The sequence below is a fragment of the Sulfitobacter sp. F26169L genome, assembly GCF_026410285.1.
Classification (GTDB): domain Bacteria; phylum Pseudomonadota; class Alphaproteobacteria; order Rhodobacterales; family Rhodobacteraceae; genus Sulfitobacter.
Genome location: NZ_JAPMLP010000005.1, coordinates 247547 through 273624 on the forward strand (window position 1 = coordinate 247547; position 26078 = coordinate 273624).

The window sequence follows — 26078 nt, forward strand, 5'->3', positions numbered from 1 at the left end:
CATCAACCGCCCGCGTGCTTGCATCCGGAAATCATAGCCAAATCATCAAACCCCTTGCCAAGCCCCGATCCCGCAACGTAGCCTGTCTGACACTTGTATGTTCTACGCCGCATCGAACATGCACAGGTTACATCTTGGTACCGCGGCGGGGTTTTCCCCATGTACGTCACTTTTTCGCTTAACGGCTCACCCGTCACACTCAACGATCCCCCGCCAACAAAAACACTCCTCGACTGGCTGCGCGAAGAACGCGCCCTGACCGGCACCAAAGAAGGCTGCAACGAGGGCGACTGCGGCGCATGTACCGTTATGGTTACCGATACACTGGGCGCCGCACCGCTTAATGCCTGCATCCTGTTCCTGCCACAACTGCACGGCAAACACGTTACAACTGTCGAGGGGCTCACCGCACCGGACGGAACGCTGCACCCTGTGCAGACCGCAATGATCGAACACCACGGTAGCCAATGCGGATTTTGCACCCCTGGCTTTGTGATGAGCATGGCCACCGCACATTTGAACGGTGACACCGATCACGACACAGCGCTTGCCGGAAATCTCTGCCGCTGCACCGGATATGCGCCAATCATCCGCGCCGCTATCGCCGCAGAAGGTGTCGACGCCCCGCCATACCTGCCGCACCCCGATCTTCGTTTCCCACCTAAAACTGCAAACGCTGCGGCGACAGCGCCTGCGGATCACTTCCATCCCGAAAACTCTGATGAGCTTGCAGAAATTTATACAGCCCACCCCGAAGCTACGCTTATAGCGGGGGCAACGGATGTGGGTCTGTGGGTGACAAAGCAATTGCGCGATCTTGGTCAGGTAATATTTCTATCGCAATGCCGTGATCTGGGCGGCGTTTCTAAAACTCCAGAGGGATGGCGCATCGGGGCGATGGCGACCATCGCGCAGGTTGAGCGCAGCCTTGCGCCCCGTTTTCCCAGCCTCGGTGTGATGCTGCGCCGATACGGCTCTGCTCAAGTGCGCGCCGCGGCTACACTGGGCGGAAATATCGCCAATGGCTCGCCCATCGGTGATGGCAGTCCGGCGATGATCGCTCTGGGCGCCACTTTGCATCTGCGCAAAGGAGAGACACGCCGCTCCATGCCGCTTGAGGATTTCTTTGTCGCCTACGGCAAGCAAGACCGTCAGAAGGGCGAATTTGTAGAGGCCATTACCATCCCCGATCAGGAAGACGCGCTTTATTGCTATAAGCTGTCCAAACGGTTCGATCAGGATATTTCCGCCGTGTGCGGGTGTCTGAACCTGCCTGTGGAGAACGACACATTCGGTGCGGTCAGGCTTGCTTTTGGCGGGATGGCCGGTACGCCCGCCCGCGCAACGGCCGCCGAGGCCGCCCTTTCGGGGCAGCCTGTCTCGCAAGACACAATTGAAACCGCGATGAAAGCACTGGCCGTCGATTTCAAACCGCTGACAGACATGCGCGCCTCTTCCGGCTACCGGATGGAGGCTGCGCAAAATATGCTGCTGCGCGCCTATCATACGATCACAGGGTCGCAGACCAACATTCACGAGGTTCGCGCATGAGTGTTACAAAACCCCTGCCCCATGACGCCGCACACCTGCACGTTACAGGCGCTGCACGCTACGTCGATGATATCGCGACTCCCGCGGGGACGCTGCATCTTGCCTTCGGTCTTAGCACACTGGCCCGTGGGAAAATTACGCGGATGGATCTGTCGGCAGTGCGCGCAGCGGCAGATGTCGTTGCGGTTCTGACATCTGCTGATCTGCCCTTTGCCAACGATGTATCCCCCTCCAACCACGACGAACCATTGCTGGCGGATGGCAGCGTACACTACGTGGGCCAGCCATTGTTTGTGGTTATCGCCAACAGCCACCTTGCGGCACGAAAAGCCGCGCGTCTGGCAGAAGTCGAAACCGACGCGGAAACACCTATCCTTACGATCGATCAAGCCATGGCCGCCAACAGCCGCTTTGAGGAAGGTCCGCGCATTTATGCAAAAGGCGATGCCCCCGCCGCACTGAAAAACGCGCCCCACCGCCTAAGTGGCAAGATAGAGATCGGCGGACAGGAGCATTTTTATCTGGAGGGGCAAGCCGCCCTCGCCCTTCCGGGAGAGGACGGGGAAATGCTGATCCAGAGCTCGACCCAGCACCCCACCGAAATACAGCACAAGGTCGCCGAAGCGATTGGCCTTCCGATGCATGCCGTACGTGTCGAAACACGGCGCATGGGGGGCGGATTTGGCGGTAAGGAAAGTCAGGGCAACGCGCTGGCTGTTGCCTGCGCAGTGGCTGCCCGCGCCACGGGGCGGCCCTGCAAGATGCGCTATGACCGTGATGATGATATGGTCATCACCGGCAAACGCCATGATTTCCGCATCGAATATGATGTAGGGTTTGACGCCGATGGCGTTCTGAAGGCGGTTGATTTCACCCATTACGCACGCTGCGGCTGGGCGATGGACCTTAGCCTGCCGGTGGCCGACCGCGCCATGCTGCACGCAGATAACGCCTACAATCTGGATCATGCGCGGATCACCTCGCACCGTCTGAAAACCAATACGCAAAGCGCAACCGCCTTTCGCGGATTTGGCGGACCACAAGGTGTTGTCGGGATCGAACGGGTGATGGATCACATCGCCGCGCATCTCGGGCTTGACCCGCTTGAGGTACGGCGCGTCAATTTCTACCGCGACAGCATCACCCGTACAGCCAGTGTGGACACAGCACCGCCTTCCCTGCCCGACGATGATCACACCGACGCTACAAGTCGGGGCGCGCAGGCACAGGTTTCGCAAGCAAGCGACGTACCGCCAAACCCCGACAGTCTGCAAACCACTCCTTATCACCAACCCGTAAGTGACTGCATCATTAACGCGCTGGTAACACGCCTTGCCGACAGTGCCGCATATGCGCAAAGACGTGAGGAAATCGCGCGTTGGAATGCGCAGCAGCCGATCCTGAAACGCGGCATCGCGTTGACCCCTGTCAAGTTCGGGATTTCGTTTACACTTACCCACCTCAATCAGGCGGGTGCGCTGGTGCATGTGTATCAGGACGGCTCTATCCACCTTAACCACGGCGGCACAGAGATGGGTCAGGGCTTGTTCCAGAAAGTTGCGCAGGTCGCCGCGTCCGAATTTGGCGTACCGCTGGAACAGATCAAAATCACGGCAACCGACACGGCCAAGGTGCCCAACACCTCGGCCACTGCGGCCAGTTCGGGGACCGATCTGAACGGCATGGCCGTGGTGAACGCCTGCGAAACCATACGCAAGCGTATGGCAAGCCATCTTGCGCAGGTTCACCAATGCGCCACAGAAGACATCCGCTTTGCGGAGGGGCATGTTTTTGCAGGCGCTGAAACCCTGACCTTTGCCGAGGCCGCGCAGAGCAGCTATCTTGCGCGGGTCAGCCTGTCGGCGACAGGATTTTACAAAACCCCCGACATCCAGTGGGACCGTATCAAAGGTAAGGGAAGGCCATTCTTCTACTTCGCCTACGGCGCTGCCGTGACAGAAGTGGTGATTGATACTCTCACTGGCGAAAACCGTATCTTGCGCGCAGACATCCTGCATGATGCAGGCCAGTCGCTGAACCCCGCGCTGGATATCGGCCAGATTGAAGGCGGCTATGTGCAGGGTGCAGGCTGGCTCACCACCGAGGAACTGGTGTGGGACGACAAGGGCGTGCTGAAAACCCGCGCGCCTGCAACCTACAAAATCCCCGCAGTGTCTGACCGTCCTGATGTGTTCAATGTTGCCCTTTGGGACCAGCCCAATCCCGCAAAAACGGTGTACCGCTCAAAAGCGGTGGGAGAGCCGCCGTTAATGTTGGGGGTTTCGGCGTGGTCAGCGCTTGCCGATGCTGTAGCCGCCTGCGGGCCTGCATATGGCGATCTGCAAACACCAGCGACGGCAGAGGCCGTGCTGGCCGCGATCACCAGAACCCGCAACGGGGCGGCAGAATGAATGCCATCTACGTCAGGGTCACCCGCACCCGCGGGTCTGCTCCGCGTGATGCGGGGACTGCCATGCGCGTGACTGCGACCGATTGTACAGGCACAATAGGCGGCGGCGCGCTGGAATACCGCGCAATCGCGACCGCACGCAGGCTGCTGGCAGCGGGCCAGACAGATCATACCGAAACCATTCCCCTCGGCCCCGGATTGGGGCAGTGCTGCGGCGGTGCGGTCAGCCTGCACTACGGTGTAGATGTGGCCCAAACGGATGAACCCGCATTCGCGCCCCATGTGTTAGCACCGGATCATACAATCTGCCCGCTTTGGATATGGGGCGCAGGGCATGTGGGGCGCGCAGTGATAAAAAGCTGTCCGGCGCAGGCCTTCGACATCACTTGGATTGACAGCGCGCCAGAGCGATTTCCCGATACGACACCCGATCACGTCACACAGATGCCTACCCTGAATATGCCCCGTCTTGGCGCAAATGCGCCCTCTGATGCGTGGCATCTTGTGTTCACCTATTCTCACGATATTGATCTGGCGCTTTGCGCGGCGCTGCTGCGGCGCGGTGCGGCGGGTATCGGGCTGATCGGATCGGAGACGAAACGGGTAAGGTTTAGCAAAAGATTGCGCGCCATGGGCCTCGACCCGTCTGCCATTACCTGCCCCATCGGCGATAAAACACTTGGCAAAGCCCCCCATCAGATTGCACATGGCACTGTGAATGCTCTGCTCAACGCAACAAGAACCAAGGTTTCCGCATGACTGAACCGCTGCTGTCTCTCACATCGCTTACAAAAGCCTATCCCGGTGTGGTGGCAAACAGTGATGTATCACTGAGCATCGCAGCGGGTGAAGTCCATGCGCTGCTGGGTGAAAACGGCGCGGGCAAATCGACCTTGGTCAAAATGATCTATGGTCTGGTGAAGCCCGACAGCGGACAGATGCGGATGAACGGCCAGAATTACGCACCCGCAGAACCGCGCGCGGCGCGTGCTGCCGGTGTCGGGATGGTGTTCCAGCATTTTTCGCTGTTTGACGCGATGAGCGTGGCGGAGAACATTGCCTTGGGGATGGAGAATGCTCCCAAGCTGAGCGCCCTTTCCGCGCAGATCAGTGCGGTTTCGGAAACCTACGGCCTGCCCCTGTCGCCCGACCGGATTGTCGGGGATTTATCCGCGGGCGAGCGCCAGCGTGTCGAGATCATCCGCTGTCTGTTGCAAGAGCCCAAGCTGTTGATCATGGACGAGCCGACCTCTGTTCTGACCCCCCAAGAGGTGGATATTCTGTTCAAAACCCTGCGCAAGTTGAGCGCCGAGGGAACCGCGATTTTGTATATCTCGCACAAGCTGGAAGAAATCCGCACCCTGTGCGACAGCGCCACCATTTTACGGTTGGGCAAGGTTGTGGGGCATTGCACGCCACGCGAAACCACTGCCAGCGAAATGGCGGAAATGATGGTTGGAAAATTGCTTCAGGCACCCACGCGCGCGGGTCAGACGGCTGGTGATGTTGTGCTGGGCCTGACCGGTCTTAGCGCGCCTGCGCCAAATGCCTTTGGCATGTCACTTAAAGAAATCTCGCTGGAACTGCGGGCGGGTGAAGTGCTGGGCATTGGCGGTGTCGCTGGTAACGGACAGGATGAACTACTGGCCGCGCTGTCGGGCGAGCGTCCTGTCGCACAAGGTATGATCAGCTATAAAGGCGAAGACATCGGCCCACTGGGGCCAACCGCGCGGCGACAGCGCGGATTACTGAGCGCCCCTGAAGAACGCATGGGCCATGCCGCAGCGCCCGATATGACCCTTACGGAAAATGCCATGCTGACAGGTGCGGCGCGCGAAGGTCTGGAGAAACGCGGGTTTCTTGACTGGCCAGCCGCGACACGGTTTGCCGAACGCATTATCGAACGGTTTGATGTGCGCACACCCGGCCCCACCGCCGCTGCGCGATCCCTGTCGGGCGGAAACCTGCAAAAGTTTGTCATCGGTCGCGAAGTTTTGCAAAAGCCGGATGTGTTCGTGGTGAACCAGCCTACCTGGGGTGTGGATGCATCTGCGGCGGCGGCGATCCGTCAGGCGCTGCTGGATCTGGCGCAAAACGGTGCGGCACTTGTGGTGATCAGTCAGGATCTGGACGAGTTGATGGAAATTTCAGACCGTTTCGCCGCCCTGAATGAGGGACGCCTATCGGTGCCACGCCCCGCGCAGGGCATTACGGTTGAAGAAATAGGTCTGATGATGGGTGGCGCACACGGTATGGAGGTTGCGCATGTCTAAGAGCGCGAAATTTAAGTCTACAGGAGAAATGATGAAGGGCGGCGGCGCGTGATTGCATTGGTAAAACGCCCCGAGCCGAGCCGCGTGTTTTCGCTGGCGGCCCCCGTACTGGCTGTCCTTGCGACGATGGTTTTCGGTGGGCTGTTGTTTGCGATATTGGGCAAGGATCCGTTATTAGCAATCAAGACGATCTTCTGGGAGCCGGTGTTTGGCGAGTTTGCCTTTTTCTACCGCCCGCAACTGCTCATCAAGGGCGCGCCACTGGTGTTGATTGCCATTGGCCTGAGCCTTGGGTTCAAGGCAGGGATATGGAACATCGGCGCGGAGGGGCAGTACATTATGGGTGCCCTGTTCGGGGCGGGTGTCGGGCTTGCGTTTTATCCGGCTGAAAGCGCGCTGATCTTTCCGCTGATGGTGCTTGCCGGTGCTTTGGGGGGATGGCTGTGGGCGATGATACCGGCCATTCTCAAGGTGAGGTTCGGCACCAACGAAATACTGGTTTCGCTTATGCTGGTATATGTTGCAGAACAGTTTCTGGCATCTATGTCACTGGGACTGATGCGAAGCCCCGAAGGCATGGGGTTTCCCGGCTCGCGTAATTTGCAACAGTACGCAAGCGCTCACAACGCCGATCTGATTACGGGCTCGGGTATGCACTGGGGTGTTGTTGCGGCATTTATTGCAGTTATTTTCGCATATGTGCTGATGGCGCGGCACAGATTGGGGTTTGCCATTCGGGTAACCGGAGATGCACCGCGCGCGGCGGCATTTTCGGGGGTAAATCCCGCGCGGCTGGTTCTGTTTTGCCTCGGCACTTCCGGTCTGTTGGCTGGCCTTGCGGGTATGTTCGAAGTGTCTGGCCCCGCCGGGCAGGTCACGATTGATTTCAACGTAGGCTACGGATTTACGGCGATCATCGTTGCCTTTCTGGGGCGGTTGCATCCTGTCGGCATCTTGCTGGCCGGCGGGTTGATGGCGTTGACCTACATCGGTGGCGATATTGCGCAATCCAAACTGGGATTGCCTGCGGCGGCTATTCAGGTTTTTCAGGGGATGCTGCTGTTTTTCCTGTTGGCCTTTGATTTGTTCACAAATTACCGGCTGCGCTTTGGCCGTGCAGAGGTGGTGTGATGGATTTATCCGCAATCAATCCAATTCTTTTTGTCGCGGGTTTCTTTGTCGCTGCCACCCCGTTGATCTTTGCCGCAATTGGCGAACTGGTCGTAGAAAGGACCGGTGTGCTGAACCTTGGCGTTGAGGGCATGATGATCATCGGTGCGATCTGCGGTTTCGCGGTGGCAGTTGAAACGGGTTCGCCGCTGTTGGGCTTTGGCGCGGCCGCAATCGGTGGCGCGGTGCTGAGCCTGCTGTTTGCGTTTTTGACGCAGGTGATGCTTGCCAATCAGGTGGCATCAGGGCTGGCGCTGACGCTGTTCGGTCTGGGCTTTTCGGCCCTGCTGGGGCAGAGCTATGTCGGAGTGAAACCGCCCCGCATGGCCGACATGAACTTTGGCCCTTTGGCGGAGATTCCCGTGATTGGGCCTGTATTTCTGAGCCATGATATTATTGTCTACCTTGGTCTGGCATTGGTTGCCTGTGTCTGGGCGGTGTTGAAGTTTACCCGCGCGGGGCTGGTGCTGCGCGCTGTTGGTGAAAACCACGATGCGGCGCACGCGCTGGGGTTCAAGGTCAAGCGTATCCGCACACTCGCGATCATGTTTGGGGGCGCATGTGCCGGGGTGGGCGGGGCCTACATCAGTCTGATCCGTGTCCCGCAATGGACCGAAGGGATGACCGCCGGTGTGGGGTGGATTGCACTCGCACTGGTTGTGTTTGCCTCATGGAAACCGTTCCGCCTGTTGCTGGGGGCATATCTCTTTGGCGGGCTGGTACAATTACAGCTGAATCTGCAAGGTGCAGGCGTTGCCATTCCTGTCGAATATCTGGCAATGTCGCCTTACGTTATCACAATTGTGGTGCTGGTGTTTCTGTCGCGCTCAAAAAGCGCCGCACCGGGATCACTGGGACGCATTTTCCACGCCTCGTCCTGAGGCAACAACCGCAACCAGCGGAAAAGACCAACCGGGGAGAACTCTAAGATGAAATTCACCAAACTGCTGACCGGCGCAGCGCTTGCAGTGGGCCTTGCCACGGGCGCCTATGCCGACGATCAGGAAAAAACCAAAGTCGGATTTGTATTTGTCGGCCCTGTGGGCGATGGCGGCTGGACGTATGAGCACAACCAGGCGCGTCTGGCTGTAGAAGAAAAATTCGGCGACAAAGTCGAAACTGTCTATGTCGAGAGCGTAGCCGAAGGCCCCGACAGTGAGCGTGTGATGACACAGATGGCGCTGGACGGTGCCGATCTGATCTTTACAACCTCGTTCGGCTATATGGACCCGACCATCAACGTGGCCAAGAAATTCCCGAATGTGAAGTTCGAGCACGCGACAGGATACAAGCAGGCCGAGAATGTCAGCACCTATTCTGCGCGCTTTTACGAAGGCCGCGCCATTCAGGGCCACATCGCAGGCAAGATGACAAAATCCAACATCGTGGGCTATATCGGGTCCTATCCGATCCCCGAAGTGATCCGCGGCATCAACTCTGCGTTTATTCATGCGCGCAAGGTGAACCCTGATGTTCAGTTCAAGATTGTCTGGGCCTACACGTGGTTTGATCCCGCAAAAGAAGCAGACGCTGCCAAGGTTCTGATCGAACAGGGCGCGGACGTTGTCTTGCAGCACACCGATTCAACAGCGCCACAGGCTGCCGCACAGGAAGCAGGCAATGTGATTACATTCGGTCAGGCATCCGACATGAGCCAGTACGCGCCGTTGCCGCGCGTATCCTCGATCATCGATGATTGGGCACCCTACTACATCGCCCGCACACAGGCCGTCATGGATGGCACCTGGACATCAGGCAACACCTGGGACGGCATCGGCGCCGGCATGGTTGGCATCGGTGAAATTTCTGATGCGGTGCCTGCGGATGTGAAGGCCGAAGCGCTTGCATTGAAAGACTCACTGGCGGACGGGTCCTATCACGCGTTTACCGGCCCGCTGAACAAGCAAGACGGGTCCGTATTTTTAGCGGAAGGCGAAACCGCCGATGATGGCACACTGGCCGGCATGAATTTTTATGTTGAAGGCATCGAAGGCGACATCCCGCTATAAGCTTGAAATTCCTTGATCCCAGAATTGGCCCTGCCACCCGGCGGGGCCTTTTATTTTGCTCTGCAATCATCTTTTCGGGGCAGTGGACTTTGCCGCGATGGGACGCAATGCCAACCCACGGCCCTCTCGCCTTCAGACTTTTGCCGTATTGTTTGTCGATTATCATCGCCAGCGTAAGATAACAGGCATGATGATGACACGATATTTTGCAGGGCTGGTTTCGGGGTGTTTCGCGGTCCTATCCGCTCTTTTGTTGGCTTCTATCTTCATGCCACATGAACCGGATGTCTCAACACGCCGGATCGTAACGCCGCCGCTGGATCCTGCTGTCGTCGCCGACGCCCGAGCTGCGTTTAACGAAGATCTGTTCAAGGCCGCCGCGCCAGACCTGCCAGTTCCGGAAGTGTCGGACGAAATCGCGGTGGCGTCTGCCAGTTTTGCAGATGCCATGCGTGCAGCCACGGGTGATGTCCCCGACCCCGAACCGGTCAGCGCCCCGATGCAGCGCAGCGATAATCAAACAATCGCACCCACAGCATCTCGGCCAAACTATTTCGAAATGTGGGATGATATGCTGGCGCGGTGTTATGCGACTGTGGCCCTGCATCAGAATATGGATGAAACCGGCCTGACCCCGAAGGGCGATGAAAGGGTTTCCTACAACACCCCGGATACGGAACAGACATGGTTTGCGGGTAACAAGCTGTTCAAGATCAAGGTTTCCATCCGCAAGGGATACAAAGGCCCGGCCCCGTTGAGGACCTGTAATCTGAAGACAAACCGTTTTGCACGGGTATCCGAAGAGAGCCTTTCACAGCTTTTTGAGCGGTTTCGCCTGTGGTGGGCGAAAGAGCGGTATGCGCAGGGAACCGTTATTCGCGAACGGCGCTATCCGCTTCACAAGGATCAGCAGTGGTACGGGGGACAAACGTCTTTTGGCAGTGTTCAGGGATGCCCGATGAATGTGGAAGTCAACGCGATCACGATTGCAAATGAAACAGAGGTGCAATTTTTCCTGACCGAAAATGAAAAGGAAGGCTGCAATCTTGGCGCGGGTTCTGGCGCAGGTGGAAAGGTCCGGATCAACCGTTTGCCGCAGATAAAAGACTAGCTTCTGTCGCTGCGGCTTTCTTGCGGTCCGCAATACGGGTAAGCTGATCCGATGATTACATTGCATCACCTGAACAGGTCCCGCTCGCTGCGCATTCTCTGGCTGCTGGAGGAGATTGGCGCGCCTTATGATTTCATCCGGCATGAAAGGGATGCAAAAACCAATCTCGCGCCGCCCGAGCTGTTAAAGGTGCATCCACTGGGCAAATCGCCGGTCATCGAAATGGACGGCGAGACGATCTGCGAAAGCGGGGCGATTACCGAGGTTCTTTGCGCAAAATTTGCGCCCCGGATGATCCCGTCGGCGGGCACGCCCGCCCATCTGCGCCATTTGGAGTTAATGCATTTTGCGGAAGGATCAGCGATGACTCCGGTCTTGCTGAACCTCTATGTCAGCCGTCTGGGCGAGGCAGGTGCGCCGCTGCATCCGCGCATCCAGTCGGAACTGGACAATCACTTTTCGTATATGGAATCGGCGCTGCGCCCGTCGGGGCATTTTGTGCTGGATGAACTGTCCGCCGCAGATATCATGCTCAGTTTTCCTGCCCAGATTGCCATGCGGCTGGACCGTCGCGCGGCCTATCCAAAACTCGCCGCGTTTGTGGACATGATAGAGGCGCGGCCTGCGTACCAACGTGCTGTAGAGAAAGGTGGGGTGTGAACGATCACAGCCATTGCCAAGGCTGGTTTGCAATGGCACCAAAAGCGGATGACACATATTCTCACTAGCCTTGATGGCACCCCTGCGAGCCGCCTTGCCTTTGGCACCATGCAATTTGGCGGCAGGGCAGACCGCGCCGCGTCCCAAGCGATGTTCGACGCATCTCTTGCGGCGGGTATCACCCATTTCGACACCGCCCATGTCTATACAGATGGCGCGTCGGAAACCTATCTGGGCGAGATGGTCAAACCGCACCGCGAGCGCCTGATCATCGCAACCAAGGCTGCGTATTCCGGCGGTGCCACCCCTGAAAACATCCGCGCGTCTGCCGATACCTCGCGCAAGCGCATGGATCTTGATACCCTTGACGTGCTGTACCTGCACCGGTTTGATCCCGCGACGGACATGCACAGCAGTTTCGAAACCTTTGCCGATCTCAAGTCAAAGGGCATCATTCGCGCCATCGGCATATCGAACTTCGCCGCGTGGCAGGCGGTCAAGGCCGCCCATATTGCTGCAAAGTTCGACCTTTCAATCGCGGTGATCCAGCCGATGTATAACGTGGTCAAGCGGCAGGCGGAGGTCGAAATTCTGCCCATGGCGCAAGACTTGGGTATGCTCTGCGCGCCCTACTCTCCGCTGGGCGGCGGATTGCTGACGGGTAAATATGCCAAAGGCGGCACGGGGCGGCTAAGCGAGGATGACCGCTATGCCGCGCGTTACGGATTTGATCACATGCACAGCGCCGCCGCGAAACTGGCCGACATTGCCGCGCGTGAGGGTGTGCATCCTGCAACCATAGCTGTGGCGTGGGCCGCAGCGCATGAAACCGCACCAACCCCCATTATTTCTGCCAGATCGGCAGAGCAGCTTGCCCCGTCCCTTGCTGCGATGGAATATACAATTTCCCCGGCACTCTACGCAGAACTGGCAGCGCTGGTCCCCGCACCACCCCCCGCAACCGACAGGGCAGAAGAGCAATGAGCGACGATATTATCATCATCGGTGGTGGCATCGCCGGACTGTCCGCCGCCGCGCGCCTTTCAACTGAGGCCAAAGTGACTGTGCTGGAGATGGAAAGTGCCACCGGGTATCACGCCTCAGGCAGATCCGCTGCGCTGATCGAGGAGAATTACGGCGCGCCGTCTGTACAGGCGCTTAACCGTGCAAGCATGGCGTATTTCGAGCAAGGCGGATACCTTACGCAGCGCGGCCTGCTGATTGTGGCGCAAGCCGATGATGCAGAGGCATTCCAGACCGACGTTGTGCAGATGGGTGTACAGCAGATTTCACCCACCGAGGCTATTGAAATGGTGCCTGTGCTGGACCCTGCCCAAGTCGGGCTGGCGGGGTATCACGCCGATGCCTTTGACATCGATACAGACAGGTTGATGCAGGATTTCATCCGCACGCTGCGTGGCAATGGCGGGCAGGTGATCACCGATGCTGTGGTGACAGGTATCCGGCAGGATGCCCATGGTTGGCACGTAAGCGCCGGCGCGGATTACACTGCGCCCACGCTGGTAAACGCCGCCGGTGCCTGGGCCGACCTGATTGCGGGGATCGCCGGTGTCACGCCTATTGGCATTGTTCCGCACCGCCGCTCTATGGCGCGGATTGCGGCACCTGACGCCCATGACACCAGCCGTTGGCCAATGTTTTTTGGCACCGCCGAAAGCTGGTATGCCAAACCCGATGCAGGCGCGCTTCTGATCTCTCCCGCAGAGGAAGTTGCCACCCACCCCCACGACGCCTTTGCCGATGATATGACGCTGGCAGAAGGGCTGGACCGTTACCAGCAGATGGTCACCGCCCCCCTTACCCGCCCGATCGCCACATGGGCGGGCCTGCGCAGTTTTACCCGTGACCGCACGCTTGTGCTGGGCCGTGATCCGGATGTGCCGGAGTTTGTCTGGTGCGCAGGGCAAGGCGGCTACGGTTTTCAAACCTCACCGGCAGCGTCGATGCTGGTCGCGGATCTGGTGACGGGACGGGCGCCCGCACTCGACGCGGATGCTGTGGCCGCGTTGCGCCCCGACAGGTTGCACCTGTGACACGGCTGCCGCCCAGCGCCAGCATTGCGCACAAAGGCGATGGCCCCAAGCTCTGCGCACCGTCGGCAATACGCAATACGCCAGCGATTGTCGCCTGTCTGGACAGCGTCGCACCGCAGTCCGGTCGTGCGCTTGAAATTGCGTCCGGCACGGGCCAGCACATTACCGCCCTTGCTGCGGCGATTCCGGGCCTTCACTGGCACCCGAGCGAAATCGCACAAGACCGCATCGACAGCATAAATGCCTATGCGCAGGACGCGAGCCTTGACAATCTGCACCCTGCCCGACTGCTGGATGCAACAACCCCCGACTGGGCCGCGACGCACACACCATATGATCTGATCTATCTGGGCAACTTGTTGCACCTGATCACAGATGAGGCAGCCAGTGCGGTTTTGATTGAAACTGCAAAAGCGATTACGCCTGCGGGTGTGTTTGTTATCTACGGCCCCTTCAGGCGTGCGGGGCAACTGATCTCTGATGCGGATGCGGTGTTTGACAGCGAACTGCGCGCGGCTGATCCAGATATCGGATACAAAGACGACGGATGGGTGATTCAAATGCTGACACAGGCAGGGCTGGGCGATACCGTGACAAGCGACATGCCTGCAAACAACCTCGCCTTCATTGCCAGACCGGAGATTTCATGATCCTGCGCACGACACTCGCCCTGATGCTCACTGCCCTGATTGCTGCCTGTGGCAGCGGTGGTGGCGGCAAGGCAATTCCACTGGGCGAACCTGTTGCCCCGAATTTCCAGGATGCCGATCCGGTGGAGTTCAAAGGCCAGCGGCCAGCGCGTTTTCCCGTACACGGCATTGATGCTGCCCGCTTTCAGAAAAGCATCAACTGGGCACAGGCACGGCGCAACGGCGTGAACTTTGCGTTCATCAAAGCAACCGAAGGTGGTGATCTGCTGGACCCGGCTTTTAACAATCACTGGCGCGGAGCGGGCAATGCCGGTGTGGCGCGGGGCGCATATCACTTCTATTATTTCTGCACCACGCCGGAAGTTCAGGCGCGCTGGTTTATCCGTAACGTACCGCGTTCCAAAGGCATGTTGCCACCGGTGCTGGATATGGAATGGAACCCGTTTTCCCCCACCTGCGCCCACCGCCGCCCCGAAGCGAGCGTGGTACAAGATGAAATGCGCCGCTGGCTACGCATTGTCGAGGCACATTATGGCCAGCGTCCGATCATCTACACGACACCGCGGTTCTATAAAGAAAACAAGCTTGCCAGCTTCAAGGGCTATGAATACTGGCTGCGCACGACTGCAAAAACTCCTCGCGAAGCGTTCCCGCAGCAAAGCTGGCGCTTTTGGCAATACTCCGCCACAGGGCTAATTGACGGGATCGCGGGAGAAGTCGATTTAAACGCATTTTCCGGTAGCCGCACAGAATGGAGCGCGTGGCTGGCCGCGCGCGCCGCAAAATAGATCAGGAAATACGGCCCAACCCCATGGGTAATATCCAGACAGGCAAGCGCGCCGCACTGATATCGCAAGACGGAAAGTGAGCGCGCAGAGAGACAAGCTCGTCTCCCGCGCGGGCGACCAGACAGTCAAGGTTTCTATTAAAATCCGGCAGATGAAAAATCACCACCTTGCGGGTTGCACCAAACCGCATTTGCGTCAGGGTGATCTGGGCGGCAGCGCGTTCGTAACACGCATCCCAACACAGTTCCGCAATGTCGGGCAGATGGCGCAGACTGTTCCAACTGTTTAGCAAAACAATTGTTACGGTTGCATCCGCTGACTGCGATACACCCAGTGCCGCGCGCACCGCATCCGCGCGGTCCCAGATCACCGCTACAGTCGTTGCACGGGGCGGCGAAAGCGCAACCCCCAAGGCAAAGACTGCCGCGATGAAAACCACCACGGCAGCGGTGATCCGTTTAGCCGTCCACACGGATGGTCGTGTTCTTCGGGTCATACGGGCTGTCTTCGACAATCTCGGCGTCCCACAGCTGGTCAAACATCTTGACCTTCAGCTTGGTGCCCACCACTGCCACTTCCGGCGCGACATAGCCCATGCCGATCGATTTATCGAATGCCACCGAATACCCGCCGGATGTCAGACGCCCGACGCGCGTATCGCCATGATATAGCGCTTCACGCCCCCAAGGGTCCGCATCGTCCGGCCCGTCGATCAGCAGCGTCACGCATTTGGCGTTGATACCGTGATCCGCCATCGCCTGTTTGCCGTGAAAATCCTTGTTCATATCAACAAAGCGCGGCAGGTCCGCCTCAAGTGGTGTCGCATCCCGGCCCAGCTCTGTCCCGAACGCGCGATAGGATTTCTCCTGTCGCAGCCAGTTTTGCGCGCGCGCACCGACCAGTTTCATACCGTGCTTTTCACCCGCTTTTTCAAGCAGATCAAACAGGTGGTTCTGCATTTCAATCGGATGGTGCAACTCCCAGCCAAGCTCGCCGGTATACGCCACGCGGATCGCACGCACCGGCACCATGCCCAGTTCGATGTTGCGCATCGTAAGCCAGGGAAAACGCTTGTTGCTCAATACAGTTTCCGGATTTGCGTCCTTGACGACTTCGTTCAGCACATCGCGCGATTTCGGACCGGCGATCGCAAAAACACCCCATTGTGTGGTCACGTCCTGACATTCGATATAGCCGAATTCGGGCGCTTTATCCTCAATGGCTTTACGCAGATAGTCACTGTCATAGGCGGTCCATGCACCCGCACTCACCAGATAATATTCATCCTGTCCCAGCCGCACGATGGTATATTCCGTGCGCGTGGTTCCCGCACCGGTTAGTGCATAGGTCAGGTTTATACGGCCCACGCTGGGAAGCTTGTTGCAGGTAAACCAATCCAGAAACGCTGTTGCACCGGGGCCTTTGACAACATGTTTGGTGAATGCAGTTGCATCAATCAGGCCGACACCCTCGCGGATGGCCTTTGCCTCGTCAACGGCATACTGCCACCAACCGCCCCGCCGGAAACTACGCGATGCGTGGTCGTCAAACCCCTCTGGCGCGTAATAATTAGGCCGCTCCCAGCCGTTGACCCAGCCAAATTGTGCGCCACGCGCGGCTTGACGGTCATAAGCTGGCGATGTGCGCAGCGGGCGCGCCGCGGGACGCTCCTCATCCGGGTGGTGCAGGATATACACATGCTCGTACGCTTCTTCATTCTTACGCGCAGCAAACTCTGTTGTCATCCAGTCGCCATAGCGTTTGGGATCGAGCGAAGCCATGTCGATCTCGGCCTCACCTTCAACCATCATCTGGGCAAGGTAATATCCCGTCCCGCCCGCTGCCGTGATCCCGAACGAAAATCCCTCGGCCAGCCACATATTGCGCAATCCGGGCGCAGGACCGACCAACGGGTTCCCGTCAGGTGTGTAGCAAATCGGGCCGTTAAAATCATCCTTCAGACCGCAATCCTCACAGGACGGAATGCGGTGGTTCATCGCCATGTACTGATCCTCGATCCGCTCCAGATCAAGCTGGAACAGATCGGCGCGGAAACTGTCAGGCACACCGTACTCAAACCGCGCGGGCGCATCTTTTTCATATACCCCCAAAATCCAGCCGCCCCGTTCCTCACGAACGTAAGATTGTGCATCAGCGTCACGGATTACCGGATGCTCGACGTTGCCTTCTCCGCGGAATTTTACCAGTTCTGGATCCTGATCCATCACAATAAACTGATGCTCGACAGGGATTGCAGGTATCTTGATACCCAACATTTGCGCGGTGCGCTGTGCATGGTTGCCTGATGCGGTCACAACGTGCTCGGCCGTGATCACAACCTGCTCGTCAGAAGGCACCAGATTCCCCCCCTTTTCGACCATCTTGGTGACAGTTACCTCCCACGCGTCTCCGTTCCAATGAAATGCATCCGCCTGCCATTTGCGTTCGATCGTCACACCGCGCTGTCGCGCGCCTTTGGCCATCGCCATGGTCACGTCAGCTGGGTTGATATAACCATCCGTGTGATGGTAAATCGCGCCCTTCAAATCCTCTGTACGGATCAGCGGCCATTTCGCCTTGATCTCCTCCGGCGTCATCCACTGATACGGCACACCACATGTCTCGGCTGTGGACGCATACAGCATATACTCGTCCATCCGCTCCTGCGTCTGCGCCATACGCAGGTTGCCCACCACAGCAAAGCCCGCATTTAGCCCTGTCTCTTCCTCAAGCGTCTTGTAGAACTTGATAGAATAGTCGTGAATATGCGTCGTCGCAAAAGACATGTTGAAATAGGGCAGCAATCCCGCCGCATGCCACGTTGAACCTGATGTCAGTTCGTCGCGCTCCAACAGCACAACATCATCCCAACCCGCGCGGGCCAGATGATAGGCAATCGATGTTCCGACAGCGCCGCCACCTACAACCAATGCTTTGACTTGCGTTTTCATGTCCCGATTCCCTTTTTCACGATGCTGCCCTGTTTTAGCGCCCGACACCAATTTCCAACGCCAACCCGCGACCGGACAGCGCAGAAAACCGACCTTGCGAAAATCACCTGCTACACTCTATTTCTTTTGGCTAGAAATATCCCGGGGAGTCCTGCCCGAAGGGCAGGACGGGGCAGCGCCCCGACCAACACCAGACTGGTCCATCACGGCAAAATTTTTCCGGGATTCATTATATCATCTGGGTCCAGCGCGCGTTTTATAGATGCCATCACATCTACAGCGCCCCCCAACTCCTTCACCAGATAGGGGCGCTTGCCCTGTCCTATCCCATGCTCTCCGGTACATGTTCCGCCCAGCGCAATCGCACGGTCATTCAGCCAGCTGACAAAGCGCTCCGCTCTGCCCACTTCCTCCGGATCATCCATATCCACCAATACAGACGCATGAAAATTTCCATCCCCTGCATGACCAACTACTGGAGCTACCAAGCCCAGTTCGCCAGATTTTTCGTTTGCCGCACCTACTGCTTCGGCCAGCTTCGAGATCGGCACGCAGACATCTGTTGCAACCGCTTTACATCCTTTTCGCAACGCCAGCATCGCCCAATACGCATCATGGCGCGCCTGCCACAGCTTGGTGCGCTCCTCCGCTGATGTTGTCGCGGTATATCCGGTGCCGCCGAACTCCTCGGCCAATACGCCAAAGGTTTCCGCCTGCTCGGCCACACCGGCTTCTGATCCGTGGAACTCGAGCAGCAGCAAGGGCGTTTCGGGCAACTCAAGCTTGGAGTAGCTGTTCACCGCCTTGACGACCAAGGCATCCAGCAATTCGATCCGCGCAACCGGCAGACCGTACTGGATCACCGCCATCACCGTTTCACAGGCTGCCGCGACAGTGGGGAAAGAACAACTCGCCGCAGATATCGCTTCGGGTATTCCCTGCAGCCGCAAGGTAATTTCGGTGATGATCCCCAGCGTCCCTTCCGACCCGACCAAAAGCCGTGTCAGATCATATCCAGCCGAGGATTTCCGAGCGCGGCTGGCGGTGCGAATGATCTTGCCGTCGGGCATCACTGCCTCAACGCTCAGCACATTGTCTTTCATCGTACCGTACCGCACCGCATTGGTGCCGGACGCACGCGTGGCCGCCATACCCCCAATACTCGCGTCCGCGCCCGGATCGATGGGAAAGAACAGCCCCTGATCGCGCAGATGGGTATTCAGCGCCATACGCGTGACGCCGGGCTGAACACGGCAATCCAGATCACCCGCGTTGACTTCCAGCACCTTGTCCATCTCACTCACATCTATGCTGATCCCGCCCGCAGGCGCATTGACATGCCCCTCAAGCGACGTACCGGTCCCAAACGGAATAATCGGCACCTTATGCGCCGCACAGACCTTGACCACATCCGCCACTTCTTGGGTCGATCTGGCAAAGACGACCCCGTCAGGCGGCTGGTTTACGATCCATGTGGTTGTGTGTGCGTGTTGCTCACGGATCGACGCGCCGGTGTGAAACCGCTCGCCGAATTGCTGTTTGAGGATCCCCAGTGCCGCAGATATCCCCTCCTCATTGCGTGCAAGTGCTACTGCCTGAACCATTGTTATTCCCCTAAAACGATACCTTCGCGGCGCGGGTCGGCACCACCCTGCAAGGTTTCACCGATTGCGATCAGATGCAGACCCGAAGTCAGGTCGCGTACATTTGTTTCATAGCCCGATGCCTCCAACCCTTGAGTCATCGCTTCGGCGTCGGTGCCAGCCTCAAGGTCATACGTGCCAAAACGGTTAACAGCATGCGGCAGTGCCGCTGCAGCCTGCGGATCAAGCCCCCAGTCAATCATCGCTATGATCGCCTGGGTTGTGTATCCGATGATCCGGCTGCCCCCCGGCGAGCCAGCGACGATGACTGGCGCGCCATCTTTCATCACAATTGTCGGCGACATCGATGATCGCGGCCTCTTGCCCGGCTCGACGCGGTTCGCCACCGGTACGCCGTCGCGATGGGTGCGGAATGAAAAATCTGTCAACTCGTTGTTCAGAAGAAAGCCACCCACCATCAAACGGCTGCCAAAACCGTTCTCGATGGTTGTGGTCATTGAGGCGACATTGCCCGCCGCATCGACGATCGAGATATGTGAGGTCGAGGGCAGTTCGATTGCCTCTCCGTCCGCCCAATTCAACGCATGGTCAAATTCGGGCTTGCCCGCCGATACCTCCGGCAATGCATCATCACCAGCCAACAGCCTCGCGCGTTCTGCCAGATACGCAGGGTCCAGCAGCCCTTGCACAGGTACCGGCACATAATCACTATCGGCCACATATCGGCCACGGTCCGCAAAGGCCAGACGCGCCGCATCCCCCATCAAACGGCGGACGTTCACATCCTGCGGTCCCGCGCTCAGGTCATATCCTTCCAGCATGCCCAGTGTCTGTCCCACAGCAATCGCCCCCGAAGAAGGCGGGCCCATGCCGCAAATATCATGCGCGCGGTAACTTGCACAAACGGCAGGGCGTTCCTTCACGCGGTAGATTGCCAGATCAACTTCGGACAAAACACCGGGATTGCCCTCGGCTCCCTGAACTGTAGCCACAATGGTTTTTGCCAGATCGCCAGCATAAAATGCACCCACGCCTTCCTCGGCCAAAATCTTTAGAGTCTGCGCATACGGCTTGTTCACCAGTGTTGCTCCCGCCGCAATCGGGCGACCGGCCGGCATGAAATAGGCCGCAGTTATGTCGGAACTTCCCAGTCTTTCAGCATCCGCTGCAACCAGTTGCGCCAATCGCGGGCTGACAGGAAAACCGCGCTCTGCCAGTTCTATCGCTGGAGCCAGCAAACCGGCCCATTCCTGCGTTCCGTACCGCTTGTGCACTTGCGCCAACAACGCAGGCGTGCCCGGTGTCCCTACAGATCGCCCGCCAACCACAGCATCAAAGAACTTTAGCGGTTCACCATTTGCGTCCTGAAACAACTGCGGCGTTACAGCCAAAGGCGCGGTTTCACGCCCGTCAAAAGTAGCCAATTCGCCACGCTGTGCATCATACCAAACTAGAAACGCACCCCCCCCGAGGCCTGAGCTTTGCGGCTCCACCAACCCCAGCATTACCTGCACGGCCACCAGCGCGTCCGCGGCTGTACCACCGGCGGCCAGAACATCCGCGCCAGCCTTCACCGCATAAGGATTAGCCGCAGCAACCATCCATGTGTCAGCGTCTACGGGTTCTCCTGCCTCCTTGGCACGCAGCGCTTCGGTAATATCATCAGAAAGGCTCTGGAATGGACCCACGCTGGCAACTTCGGGCGCGACAGCATCCGCAGCCTGCTCTGCGTTCACACTTCCGGCCACTGCTAAAAGAATTCCTAGTATCGCTGCACGCATCGCCACCTCCCGCCAATTTTCATTTTTTCACTTAACCCCTTCGAAATCCTCGGCACGCACCAAGGACAGATCTCAGAGCATTGACGGCACAACCTGATCCGGCGGACGGTGACCGTCATCAAATGTTTTGATATTGATGATAACCTTCTCCCCCATATCAATTCGTCCTTCCAGTGTGGCGGACCCCATATGCGGCAACAGAACCACGTTATCCAGTTCGCGCAGGCGCGGATTGATCTCGGTGCCATGCTCGTACACATCCAGCCCCGCACCTTTCAGCTCTCCGGCGCGCAACATGCGTGTCAGCGCGTTTTCGTCGATCACCTCACCGCGGGAGGTGTTCACAATCACCGCATCAGGTTTCATCAACTTGAGCCGCCGCGCGTTCATCAGGTGGAATGTCGACGGAGTATGCGGACAATTGACCGATATTACATCCATCCGTGCGACCATCTGGTCCAGACTTTCCCAATAGGTCGCTTGCAGCTTTTCTTCGGTTTCGCTGCGCAGACGACGGCGGTTGTGATAGTGGATCTGCATCCCGAACGCCGAAGCGCGCTGCGCCACAGCCTGCCCGATACGCCCCATTCCCAGAATTCCCAGACGGCGGCCTGAAATGCGCCCGCCCAACAAGGCATTGGGTGCCCAACCGTCCCAGAGCCCTTTTTGCATCTGGGCCATGCCTTCGGGCATCCGCCGGGTCACCGCAAGCAACAGGGCCATTGTCATATCGGCGGTATCCTCGGTCAGCACGCCGGGCGTGTTGGAAACCAGCACACCCTGCTGGCGCGCGGTGGCCACATCAATGTGATCGACCCCTGCACCGTAGTTGGCAATCAGCTTCAGGCGTGGACCCGCTTGGGAAATCAGCGCGTTGTCGATATGGTCTGTGATTGTCGGCACCAACACATCGCAGGATTTGACCGCCTCGGTCAATTCCTGACGCGTCATCGGTGCGTCGGTTTCACGCAGGCGTACATCAAACAATTCGGCCAGTCGCGTTTCCACAACCTCCGGCAACCGTCGCGTGACTACAACACTCAGTTGTTGTTTGGGCATAATTCATTCTCCGGACTTGGCGTTGCGTATCAATTGCATGCATGGTGACCCAAGCAGCGACGAGGCACAAGAACCTCGCGCAGCTTGAGCAAGACGAAAACAATAAAAACAGTGCAGGCAGCACATCATGTATAAGACGAAATTGCGCAAATTCGGTGCAGGGCTTCTTGGCGCCTGCGCCCTGATCCTGACAGCAAGCTTTGTCACCCCTGCCATTGCAGACACGGGTGAGGAAACAGGCAAGGTTACAAACCGGCCGATCCCGCGGTTTGTGTCAATGAAAGCATCCGAAGGCAACGTGCGGCGGGGCCCCTCACTGACGCACCGAATCGACTGGGTGTTCAAACGCCGTGATATGCCCCTGCGCATCACCGCCGAACACGGCCACTGGCGCCGTGTCGAAGACCGTGACGGCATGGGCGGCTGGGTGCATTATTCACTCTTGTCCGGCACCCGCACCGTTCTGGTTGAAAAAGACATGCTGACCCTTCACGCCCGCCCGGACCCCAATGCACCTGTGATGGCCGCGCTGGAAATGGGGGTGGTTGCCCGTGTCAGCGAATGTGGCGGAGAGTGGTGCCTGCTGCGATCCGGCGGTTTCAAGGGCTGGGCTCCGAAGGCACGCCTGTGGGGGGTACGCCCGAGCGAGACGTTTGACTGATTGCACGCGCGTAGCCGTTGGACCATGCTGGGCACATCACGCCTGATCCAGAGGACCAATGCCATGAAATCCGTATTCTACGACCGCTTCGGCAAAGCCGCCGATGTCCTGAACATTGCATCATTCGAAACCCCCGCCCCTGCAAGCGGCGAAGTGACAGTGCGTCTGGCATTTTCCGGTGTGAACCCGTCAGACATCAAGGCCCGCGCCGGATCACGCCCCGGTGTGCTGAAACCCGCATTCCCCAAAGTGATTCCCCACAGTGACGGTGCGGGCGTGATCGAGGCGGTTGGCACAGGCGTAAACCCCGACCGGATCGGCAATCGCGTCTGGATCTGGAACGGCCAGTGGCAGCGCCCGTTTGGCACCGCCTCCACCCATATCACGCTGCCCGCCGAACAGGCGGTCGACTTACCCGACGACATCAGCTTCGAGACAGGTGCGACACTCGGCATTCCGGGCCTGACTGCAGCAGAGGCGATATTCGGCGGCGGTGATGTGAAAGGTCAGACCATTCTGGTTTCAGGTGGTGGTGGGACTGTCGGCTATCTGGCCGTACAACTGGCAGTCTGGGGCGGTGCAAAGGTAATCGCCACCTGTAGCGCGCGCGACATGGCGCGTGTAAAATCTGCGGGCGCGCACACGGTGCTGGATTACAGCGCGCAAACGCTGGCTTCCGATATTCTGGCCGCCAATGAAGGCAACCCTGTGGACCGGATCGCCGAAGTAGAGTTCGGGGCCAATGTCGGGATGAACACGGAAGCGATCAAAAGCAACGGTGTGATCGCTGCCTATGGCTCACAAATCGATATGAACCCCAGTTTGCCTTTCGGCCCCCTGCTGTTCAAAGCGGTCACACTGGATATCATCCTGATCTATCTGCTGCCCTTGGCCGCGCGGCGCGCACGGATCGAAATGCTTCACCGCGCTTTGACGGATGGGGCACTGCAGTGCCCCGTCGCGCAGGTTTTCCCCCTTTCGGAATGTGCGGCGGCACACGATACCGTTCTGGCGGGCGGGCGCGCCGGCGCAGTATTGCTTGATTGCAGCTGATCTCGCCATTTGCATACCGTCATCGGCGCGCCTAAGCTTGGGCGATATTTACCGATATTGTTCCAGAGATTTATATGCGCCTTATTGCTCTAGTACTGTGTCTGCTTTTGCCCGTTGCCGGTGTGCAGGCCCAAACCGCTGACCAGCCTTCGGGCACCATCACCGTTACCGACAGCGCCACACAGGATGGCGCAATCGCGACGCGTATTCGCGCCATTCTTAAGGAACTGGATGGTTTCGACGACATCACCGTAACGGTCAGTTCAGGAATCGTCACGTTGCGCGGCCATACCTTGGACACACCAACAGCCCAGCGCCTGAATGAATTGGTCGGTCGCGTTGAAGGTGTTGTCGCAATAAAGAACGAAGTCACGGAAACCACAGATGTGGTGCAACGGCTTAATCCCGCAGTCGAAAGGTTCTTTACACGTGGCAAGCAGTTGCTCGCGTTCACGCCGCTTGCATTGATTGCAATATCGCTGTTTGCGCTGATTGTCTTGATCGGCTTTGTTCTCGCGCGGCGTGAACAGCCATGGAACCGCCTCGCCCCGAACGCCTTTATAGCCGATATTTATCGCCAAATTTTCCGGCTGGTCTTTGTCGTTGGCGGGTTGATTGTAGCCCTCGACATTATCAATGCCACTGCACTTCTGTCCGGTATTCTGGGCGCTGCGGGTATTGTCGGACTGGCCATCGGTTTCGCCGTGCGCGACACCGTTGAGAACTTTATCGCCTCTATCATGCTCTCGATCCGCCAGCCGTTCCGCCCCAACGACACTGTCGAAATCGAAGGCGATACCGGCAAGGTTATCCGGCTGACGTCGCGGGCAACGATACTGCTCAGCTTTGATGGTAACCAGATTCGCATCCCCAACTCGACCGTTTTCAAAAGCCGTATTGTCAATTTTTCACGCAACGCCGAACGGCGTTTCACCTTTGAACTTGGCGTCGCAACCGAGGCCGATCTGGCAAAGGCCCAATCTCTTGCTTTGTCTACATTGGAGGGGCTGCCATTCGTTCTGAAGACACCAAAGGCATCTGTTTGGATCGAATCGGTTGGTGATAGCTGGGTCAATATGGGCATGGCAGCGTGGATCGACCAGCACGACACCAGTATCGTCCTGGCCCGATCCGAAGCCATCCGTCTGGTACAGGCCACATACGATAGCGCAGGCGTTGGCGCGCAGGCGCCAGCCTATCGGCTGCTACATGAGGGACTTGAGTTAGGACGTGATATCAATCAGTTACCGGAACCCCCCCGGCAACACAGCTTAGAGACGCCACCATCGCCGCCACAAGACGTCGAAGCGCTGGAAGAAAAACAGCTCGAACATATCGTCGAGCTTGAACGGACCGAAGAGAACCCTGATCTGCTGCACAAAAATGCCAATCAGGAATAACTGCAAATTTCAGTCCATTTATAGCAGATAAAGGCTTGCACCCCGTGCCAACCCGTCCTATCTACCAGCGCACGTTGGGATGTAGCCAAGTGGTAAGGCAACTGTTTTTGGTACAGTGTACCGTAGGTTCGAATCCTACCATCCCAGCCACAAAACCCCGCAGTTTGATGTTCGGCCAAAATTGGAACCTAACCGGTCCAACTTGAAACCTTGACCAGGCAAGACTGGGGTCTGGGGCCAGAAAAGCCATTCTTGATTGATTACATGGTTCCTGCCGCGCTGACGTGAAATTCTAATAATCTACACGCTCGGAACCAGAGCACCGCCCGCTCAGCGCAAATTGCGCAGGCTTACGACAATCACATACCTCAATCGCACTGAGCCCTTTAGGCAACCGATTGAGCCTGCGGAGGCGCTCTCACACCGCATGGATCGCTAAGTCTATCTTTGATGCGTCACTCACGGCCCTTAGCTGCCATTGCGCTCAGTTCAATTTCTGCAATGCAGCTTCCCGTCAGCGGACATTGCCGCTAGGTTTCAGAAAAGTGCGAGGAAAAGATGAAATCAAGAGTATTGGGCAGCCTTTTAGGCGCAGCTATCGGTTTCATGGTTGGTGCCGGGACTGGCATTGTCGGCGGGATCTTTGGAGCGATTGCAGGAGCGCTAGTCTTCACGGTTATCGGTGCTGGTTGGGGATGGAGTGCAGGTCCCGATCTCGCGCAAACGATCCAGCGCTGGCGAGGAAAGTGACGGCCTATTCTGTTGAAAAACTCATGGTTTTCTGGGCCCTGTATCACGGGGCGAATGGTTCCCTCCTTGATTTTACTGAGCGGTGTTGGCCCGAATTGGGTTCGGAGCTAACTTTGCTAACTTTTTGAGGTTCTGGGTGGTTG

21 protein-coding genes and 1 tRNA gene are annotated in these 26078 nt (G+C 58.0%); 17 read left to right on the forward strand and 5 right to left on the reverse strand.

Going from position 1 to position 26078, the window contains the following annotated elements; translation table 11 throughout:
- Positions 1–159: 159 nt before the first annotated feature.
- The 13 genes from xdhA to OS189_RS13435 all read left to right on the forward strand — a co-directional run bounded on the left by xdhA (position 160) and on the right by OS189_RS13435 (position 14676).
- On the forward strand, positions 160–1551 hold the full coding sequence (gene xdhA, locus OS189_RS13375) for a xanthine dehydrogenase small subunit (RefSeq protein ID WP_267167822.1): 1392 nt from the start codon (positions 160–162) through the stop codon (positions 1549–1551).
- A complete protein-coding gene (gene xdhB / locus OS189_RS13380; RefSeq protein WP_267167823.1) occupies positions 1548–3962 on the forward strand; it encodes a xanthine dehydrogenase molybdopterin binding subunit in 2415 nt (804 codons plus the stop codon). Before xdhA ends, xdhB begins: the two co-directional genes overlap by 4 nt.
- Positions 3959–4720: a xanthine dehydrogenase accessory protein XdhC gene (gene xdhC, locus OS189_RS13385; protein ID WP_267167824.1), complete on the forward strand. Its 762-nt coding sequence runs from the start codon at positions 3959–3961 to the stop codon at positions 4718–4720. Before xdhB ends, xdhC begins: the two co-directional genes overlap by 4 nt.
- Complete coding sequence (locus tag OS189_RS13390; RefSeq protein ID WP_267167825.1) at positions 4717–6234, forward strand: ABC transporter ATP-binding protein; 1518 nt, start codon at positions 4717–4719, stop codon at positions 6232–6234. The genes xdhC and OS189_RS13390 overlap by 4 nt, the downstream gene beginning before the upstream one ends.
- Before the next feature lie 48 nt (positions 6235–6282).
- Positions 6283–7365 carry an ABC transporter permease gene (locus tag OS189_RS13395; RefSeq protein WP_267167826.1) on the forward strand — a complete coding sequence of 361 codons (1083 nt, stop codon included), beginning with the start codon at positions 6283–6285 and terminating at the stop codon, positions 7363–7365.
- On the forward strand, positions 7365–8285 hold the full coding sequence (locus OS189_RS13400; RefSeq protein WP_267167827.1) for an ABC transporter permease: 921 nt from the start codon (positions 7365–7367) through the stop codon (positions 8283–8285). Before OS189_RS13395 ends, OS189_RS13400 begins: the two co-directional genes overlap by 1 nt.
- A gap of 48 nt (positions 8286–8333) precedes the next feature.
- Entirely contained in the window at positions 8334–9413 is a 1080-nt protein-coding gene (locus tag OS189_RS13405) for a BMP family ABC transporter substrate-binding protein (RefSeq protein WP_267167828.1), read from the forward strand.
- A 193-nt stretch (positions 9414–9606) separates the two neighbouring features.
- The gene (locus tag OS189_RS13410; RefSeq protein WP_267167829.1) at positions 9607–10524 is read left to right on the forward strand and encodes a hypothetical protein; all 918 of its coding nucleotides are present in this window, start codon (positions 9607–9609) and stop codon (positions 10522–10524) included.
- Positions 10525–10575: 51 nt separating this feature from the next.
- The gene (locus OS189_RS13415) at positions 10576–11184 is read left to right on the forward strand and encodes a glutathione S-transferase family protein (RefSeq protein ID WP_267167830.1); all 609 of its coding nucleotides are present in this window, start codon (positions 10576–10578) and stop codon (positions 11182–11184) included.
- A 48-nt stretch (positions 11185–11232) separates the two neighbouring features.
- Positions 11233–12168: an aldo/keto reductase gene (locus OS189_RS13420; RefSeq protein ID WP_267167831.1), complete on the forward strand. Its 936-nt coding sequence runs from the start codon at positions 11233–11235 to the stop codon at positions 12166–12168.
- Positions 12165–13238, forward strand: coding sequence for an NAD(P)/FAD-dependent oxidoreductase (locus OS189_RS13425; RefSeq protein WP_267167832.1), 1074 nt, complete (start codon positions 12165–12167; stop codon positions 13236–13238). Before OS189_RS13420 ends, OS189_RS13425 begins: the two co-directional genes overlap by 4 nt.
- Positions 13235–13888 carry a DUF938 domain-containing protein gene (locus OS189_RS13430; protein WP_267167833.1) on the forward strand — a complete coding sequence of 218 codons (654 nt, stop codon included), beginning with the start codon at positions 13235–13237 and terminating at the stop codon, positions 13886–13888. Before OS189_RS13425 ends, OS189_RS13430 begins: the two co-directional genes overlap by 4 nt.
- Entirely contained in the window at positions 13885–14676 is a 792-nt protein-coding gene (locus OS189_RS13435) for a glycoside hydrolase family 25 protein (protein WP_267167834.1), read from the forward strand. Before OS189_RS13430 ends, OS189_RS13435 begins: the two co-directional genes overlap by 4 nt.
- 1 nt (position 14677) lies before the next feature.
- On the opposite strand, the gene OS189_RS13440 is transcribed toward OS189_RS13435, so the two are convergent.
- The 5 genes from OS189_RS13440 to OS189_RS13460 all read right to left on the reverse strand — a co-directional run bounded on the left by OS189_RS13440 (position 14678) and on the right by OS189_RS13460 (position 22071).
- The gene (locus tag OS189_RS13440; protein WP_267167835.1) at positions 14678–15148 is read right to left on the reverse strand and encodes a hypothetical protein; all 471 of its coding nucleotides are present in this window, start codon (positions 15146–15148) and stop codon (positions 14678–14680) included.
- Positions 15135–17627 carry a GcvT family protein gene (locus tag OS189_RS13445; protein WP_267167836.1) on the reverse strand — a complete coding sequence of 831 codons (2493 nt, stop codon included), beginning with the start codon at positions 17625–17627 and terminating at the stop codon, positions 15135–15137. Before OS189_RS13445 ends, OS189_RS13440 begins: the two co-directional genes overlap by 14 nt.
- 203 nt (positions 17628–17830) lie before the next feature.
- Positions 17831–19231 (reverse strand): FAD-binding oxidoreductase, encoded by a 1401-nt coding sequence (locus OS189_RS13450; RefSeq protein WP_267167837.1) that lies wholly within the window; start codon positions 19229–19231, stop codon positions 17831–17833.
- Between the two features lie 2 nt (positions 19232–19233).
- Positions 19234–21012, reverse strand: a complete 1779-nt coding sequence (gene ggt / locus OS189_RS13455) for a gamma-glutamyltransferase (RefSeq protein WP_267167838.1) — start codon at positions 21010–21012, stop codon at positions 19234–19236.
- 72 nt (positions 21013–21084) lie between these two features.
- Complete coding sequence (locus OS189_RS13460) at positions 21085–22071, reverse strand: 2-hydroxyacid dehydrogenase (RefSeq protein ID WP_267167839.1); 987 nt, start codon at positions 22069–22071, stop codon at positions 21085–21087.
- A 127-nt stretch (positions 22072–22198) separates the two neighbouring features.
- Here OS189_RS13460 and OS189_RS13465 point away from each other — a divergent pair, with 127 nt between their 5' ends.
- The 4 genes from OS189_RS13465 (at position 22199) to OS189_RS13480 (ending at position 25335) form a co-directional block, all read left to right on the forward strand.
- Positions 22199–22732, forward strand: coding sequence for an SH3 domain-containing protein (locus tag OS189_RS13465; RefSeq protein ID WP_267167840.1), 534 nt, complete (start codon positions 22199–22201; stop codon positions 22730–22732).
- 63 nt (positions 22733–22795) lie between these two features.
- Positions 22796–23785 carry an NADPH:quinone reductase gene (locus OS189_RS13470; RefSeq protein ID WP_267167841.1) on the forward strand — a complete coding sequence of 330 codons (990 nt, stop codon included), beginning with the start codon at positions 22796–22798 and terminating at the stop codon, positions 23783–23785.
- Between the two features lie 74 nt (positions 23786–23859).
- The gene (locus tag OS189_RS13475) at positions 23860–25185 is read left to right on the forward strand and encodes a mechanosensitive ion channel family protein (RefSeq protein WP_267167842.1); all 1326 of its coding nucleotides are present in this window, start codon (positions 23860–23862) and stop codon (positions 25183–25185) included.
- A gap of 75 nt (positions 25186–25260) precedes the next feature.
- Positions 25261–25335: transfer RNA gene (locus OS189_RS13480), tRNA-Gln, on the forward strand.
- Positions 25336–26078 lie beyond the last annotated feature (743 nt).

What these genes read in the sequence shown, in the direction of transcription:
- xdhA (WP_267167822.1), top strand. Translation starts at nt 160, where the DNA reads ATGTACGTCACTTTTTCGCTTAACGGCTCACCCGTCACACTCAACGAT.
- xdhB (WP_267167823.1), top strand. Translation starts at nt 1,548, where the DNA reads ATGAGTGTTACAAAACCCCTGCCCCATGACGCCGCACACCTGCACGTT.
- xdhC (WP_267167824.1), top strand. Translation starts at nt 3,959, where the DNA reads ATGAATGCCATCTACGTCAGGGTCACCCGCACCCGCGGGTCTGCTCCG.
- OS189_RS13390 (WP_267167825.1), top strand. Translation starts at nt 4,717, where the DNA reads ATGACTGAACCGCTGCTGTCTCTCACATCGCTTACAAAAGCCTATCCC.
- OS189_RS13400 (WP_267167827.1), top strand. Translation starts at nt 7,365, where the DNA reads ATGGATTTATCCGCAATCAATCCAATTCTTTTTGTCGCGGGTTTCTTT.
- OS189_RS13405 (WP_267167828.1), top strand. Translation starts at nt 8,334, where the DNA reads ATGAAATTCACCAAACTGCTGACCGGCGCAGCGCTTGCAGTGGGCCTT.
- OS189_RS13410 (WP_267167829.1), top strand. Translation starts at nt 9,607, where the DNA reads ATGACACGATATTTTGCAGGGCTGGTTTCGGGGTGTTTCGCGGTCCTA.
- OS189_RS13415 (WP_267167830.1), top strand. Translation starts at nt 10,576, where the DNA reads ATGATTACATTGCATCACCTGAACAGGTCCCGCTCGCTGCGCATTCTC.
- OS189_RS13420 (WP_267167831.1), top strand. Translation starts at nt 11,233, where the DNA reads ATGACACATATTCTCACTAGCCTTGATGGCACCCCTGCGAGCCGCCTT.
- OS189_RS13425 (WP_267167832.1), top strand. Translation starts at nt 12,165, where the DNA reads ATGAGCGACGATATTATCATCATCGGTGGTGGCATCGCCGGACTGTCC.
- OS189_RS13435 (WP_267167834.1), top strand. Translation starts at nt 13,885, where the DNA reads ATGATCCTGCGCACGACACTCGCCCTGATGCTCACTGCCCTGATTGCT.
- OS189_RS13445 (WP_267167836.1), bottom strand. Translation starts at nt 17,627, where the DNA reads ATGAAAACGCAAGTCAAAGCATTGGTTGTAGGTGGCGGCGCTGTCGGA.
- OS189_RS13450 (WP_267167837.1), bottom strand. Translation starts at nt 19,231, where the DNA reads ATGGTTCAGGCAGTAGCACTTGCACGCAATGAGGAGGGGATATCTGCG.
- ggt (WP_267167838.1), bottom strand. Translation starts at nt 21,012, where the DNA reads ATGCGTGCAGCGATACTAGGAATTCTTTTAGCAGTGGCCGGAAGTGTG.
- OS189_RS13460 (WP_267167839.1), bottom strand. Translation starts at nt 22,071, where the DNA reads ATGCCCAAACAACAACTGAGTGTTGTAGTCACGCGACGGTTGCCGGAG.
- OS189_RS13465 (WP_267167840.1), top strand. Translation starts at nt 22,199, where the DNA reads ATGTATAAGACGAAATTGCGCAAATTCGGTGCAGGGCTTCTTGGCGCC.
- OS189_RS13470 (WP_267167841.1), top strand. Translation starts at nt 22,796, where the DNA reads ATGAAATCCGTATTCTACGACCGCTTCGGCAAAGCCGCCGATGTCCTG.
- OS189_RS13475 (WP_267167842.1), top strand. Translation starts at nt 23,860, where the DNA reads ATGCGCCTTATTGCTCTAGTACTGTGTCTGCTTTTGCCCGTTGCCGGT.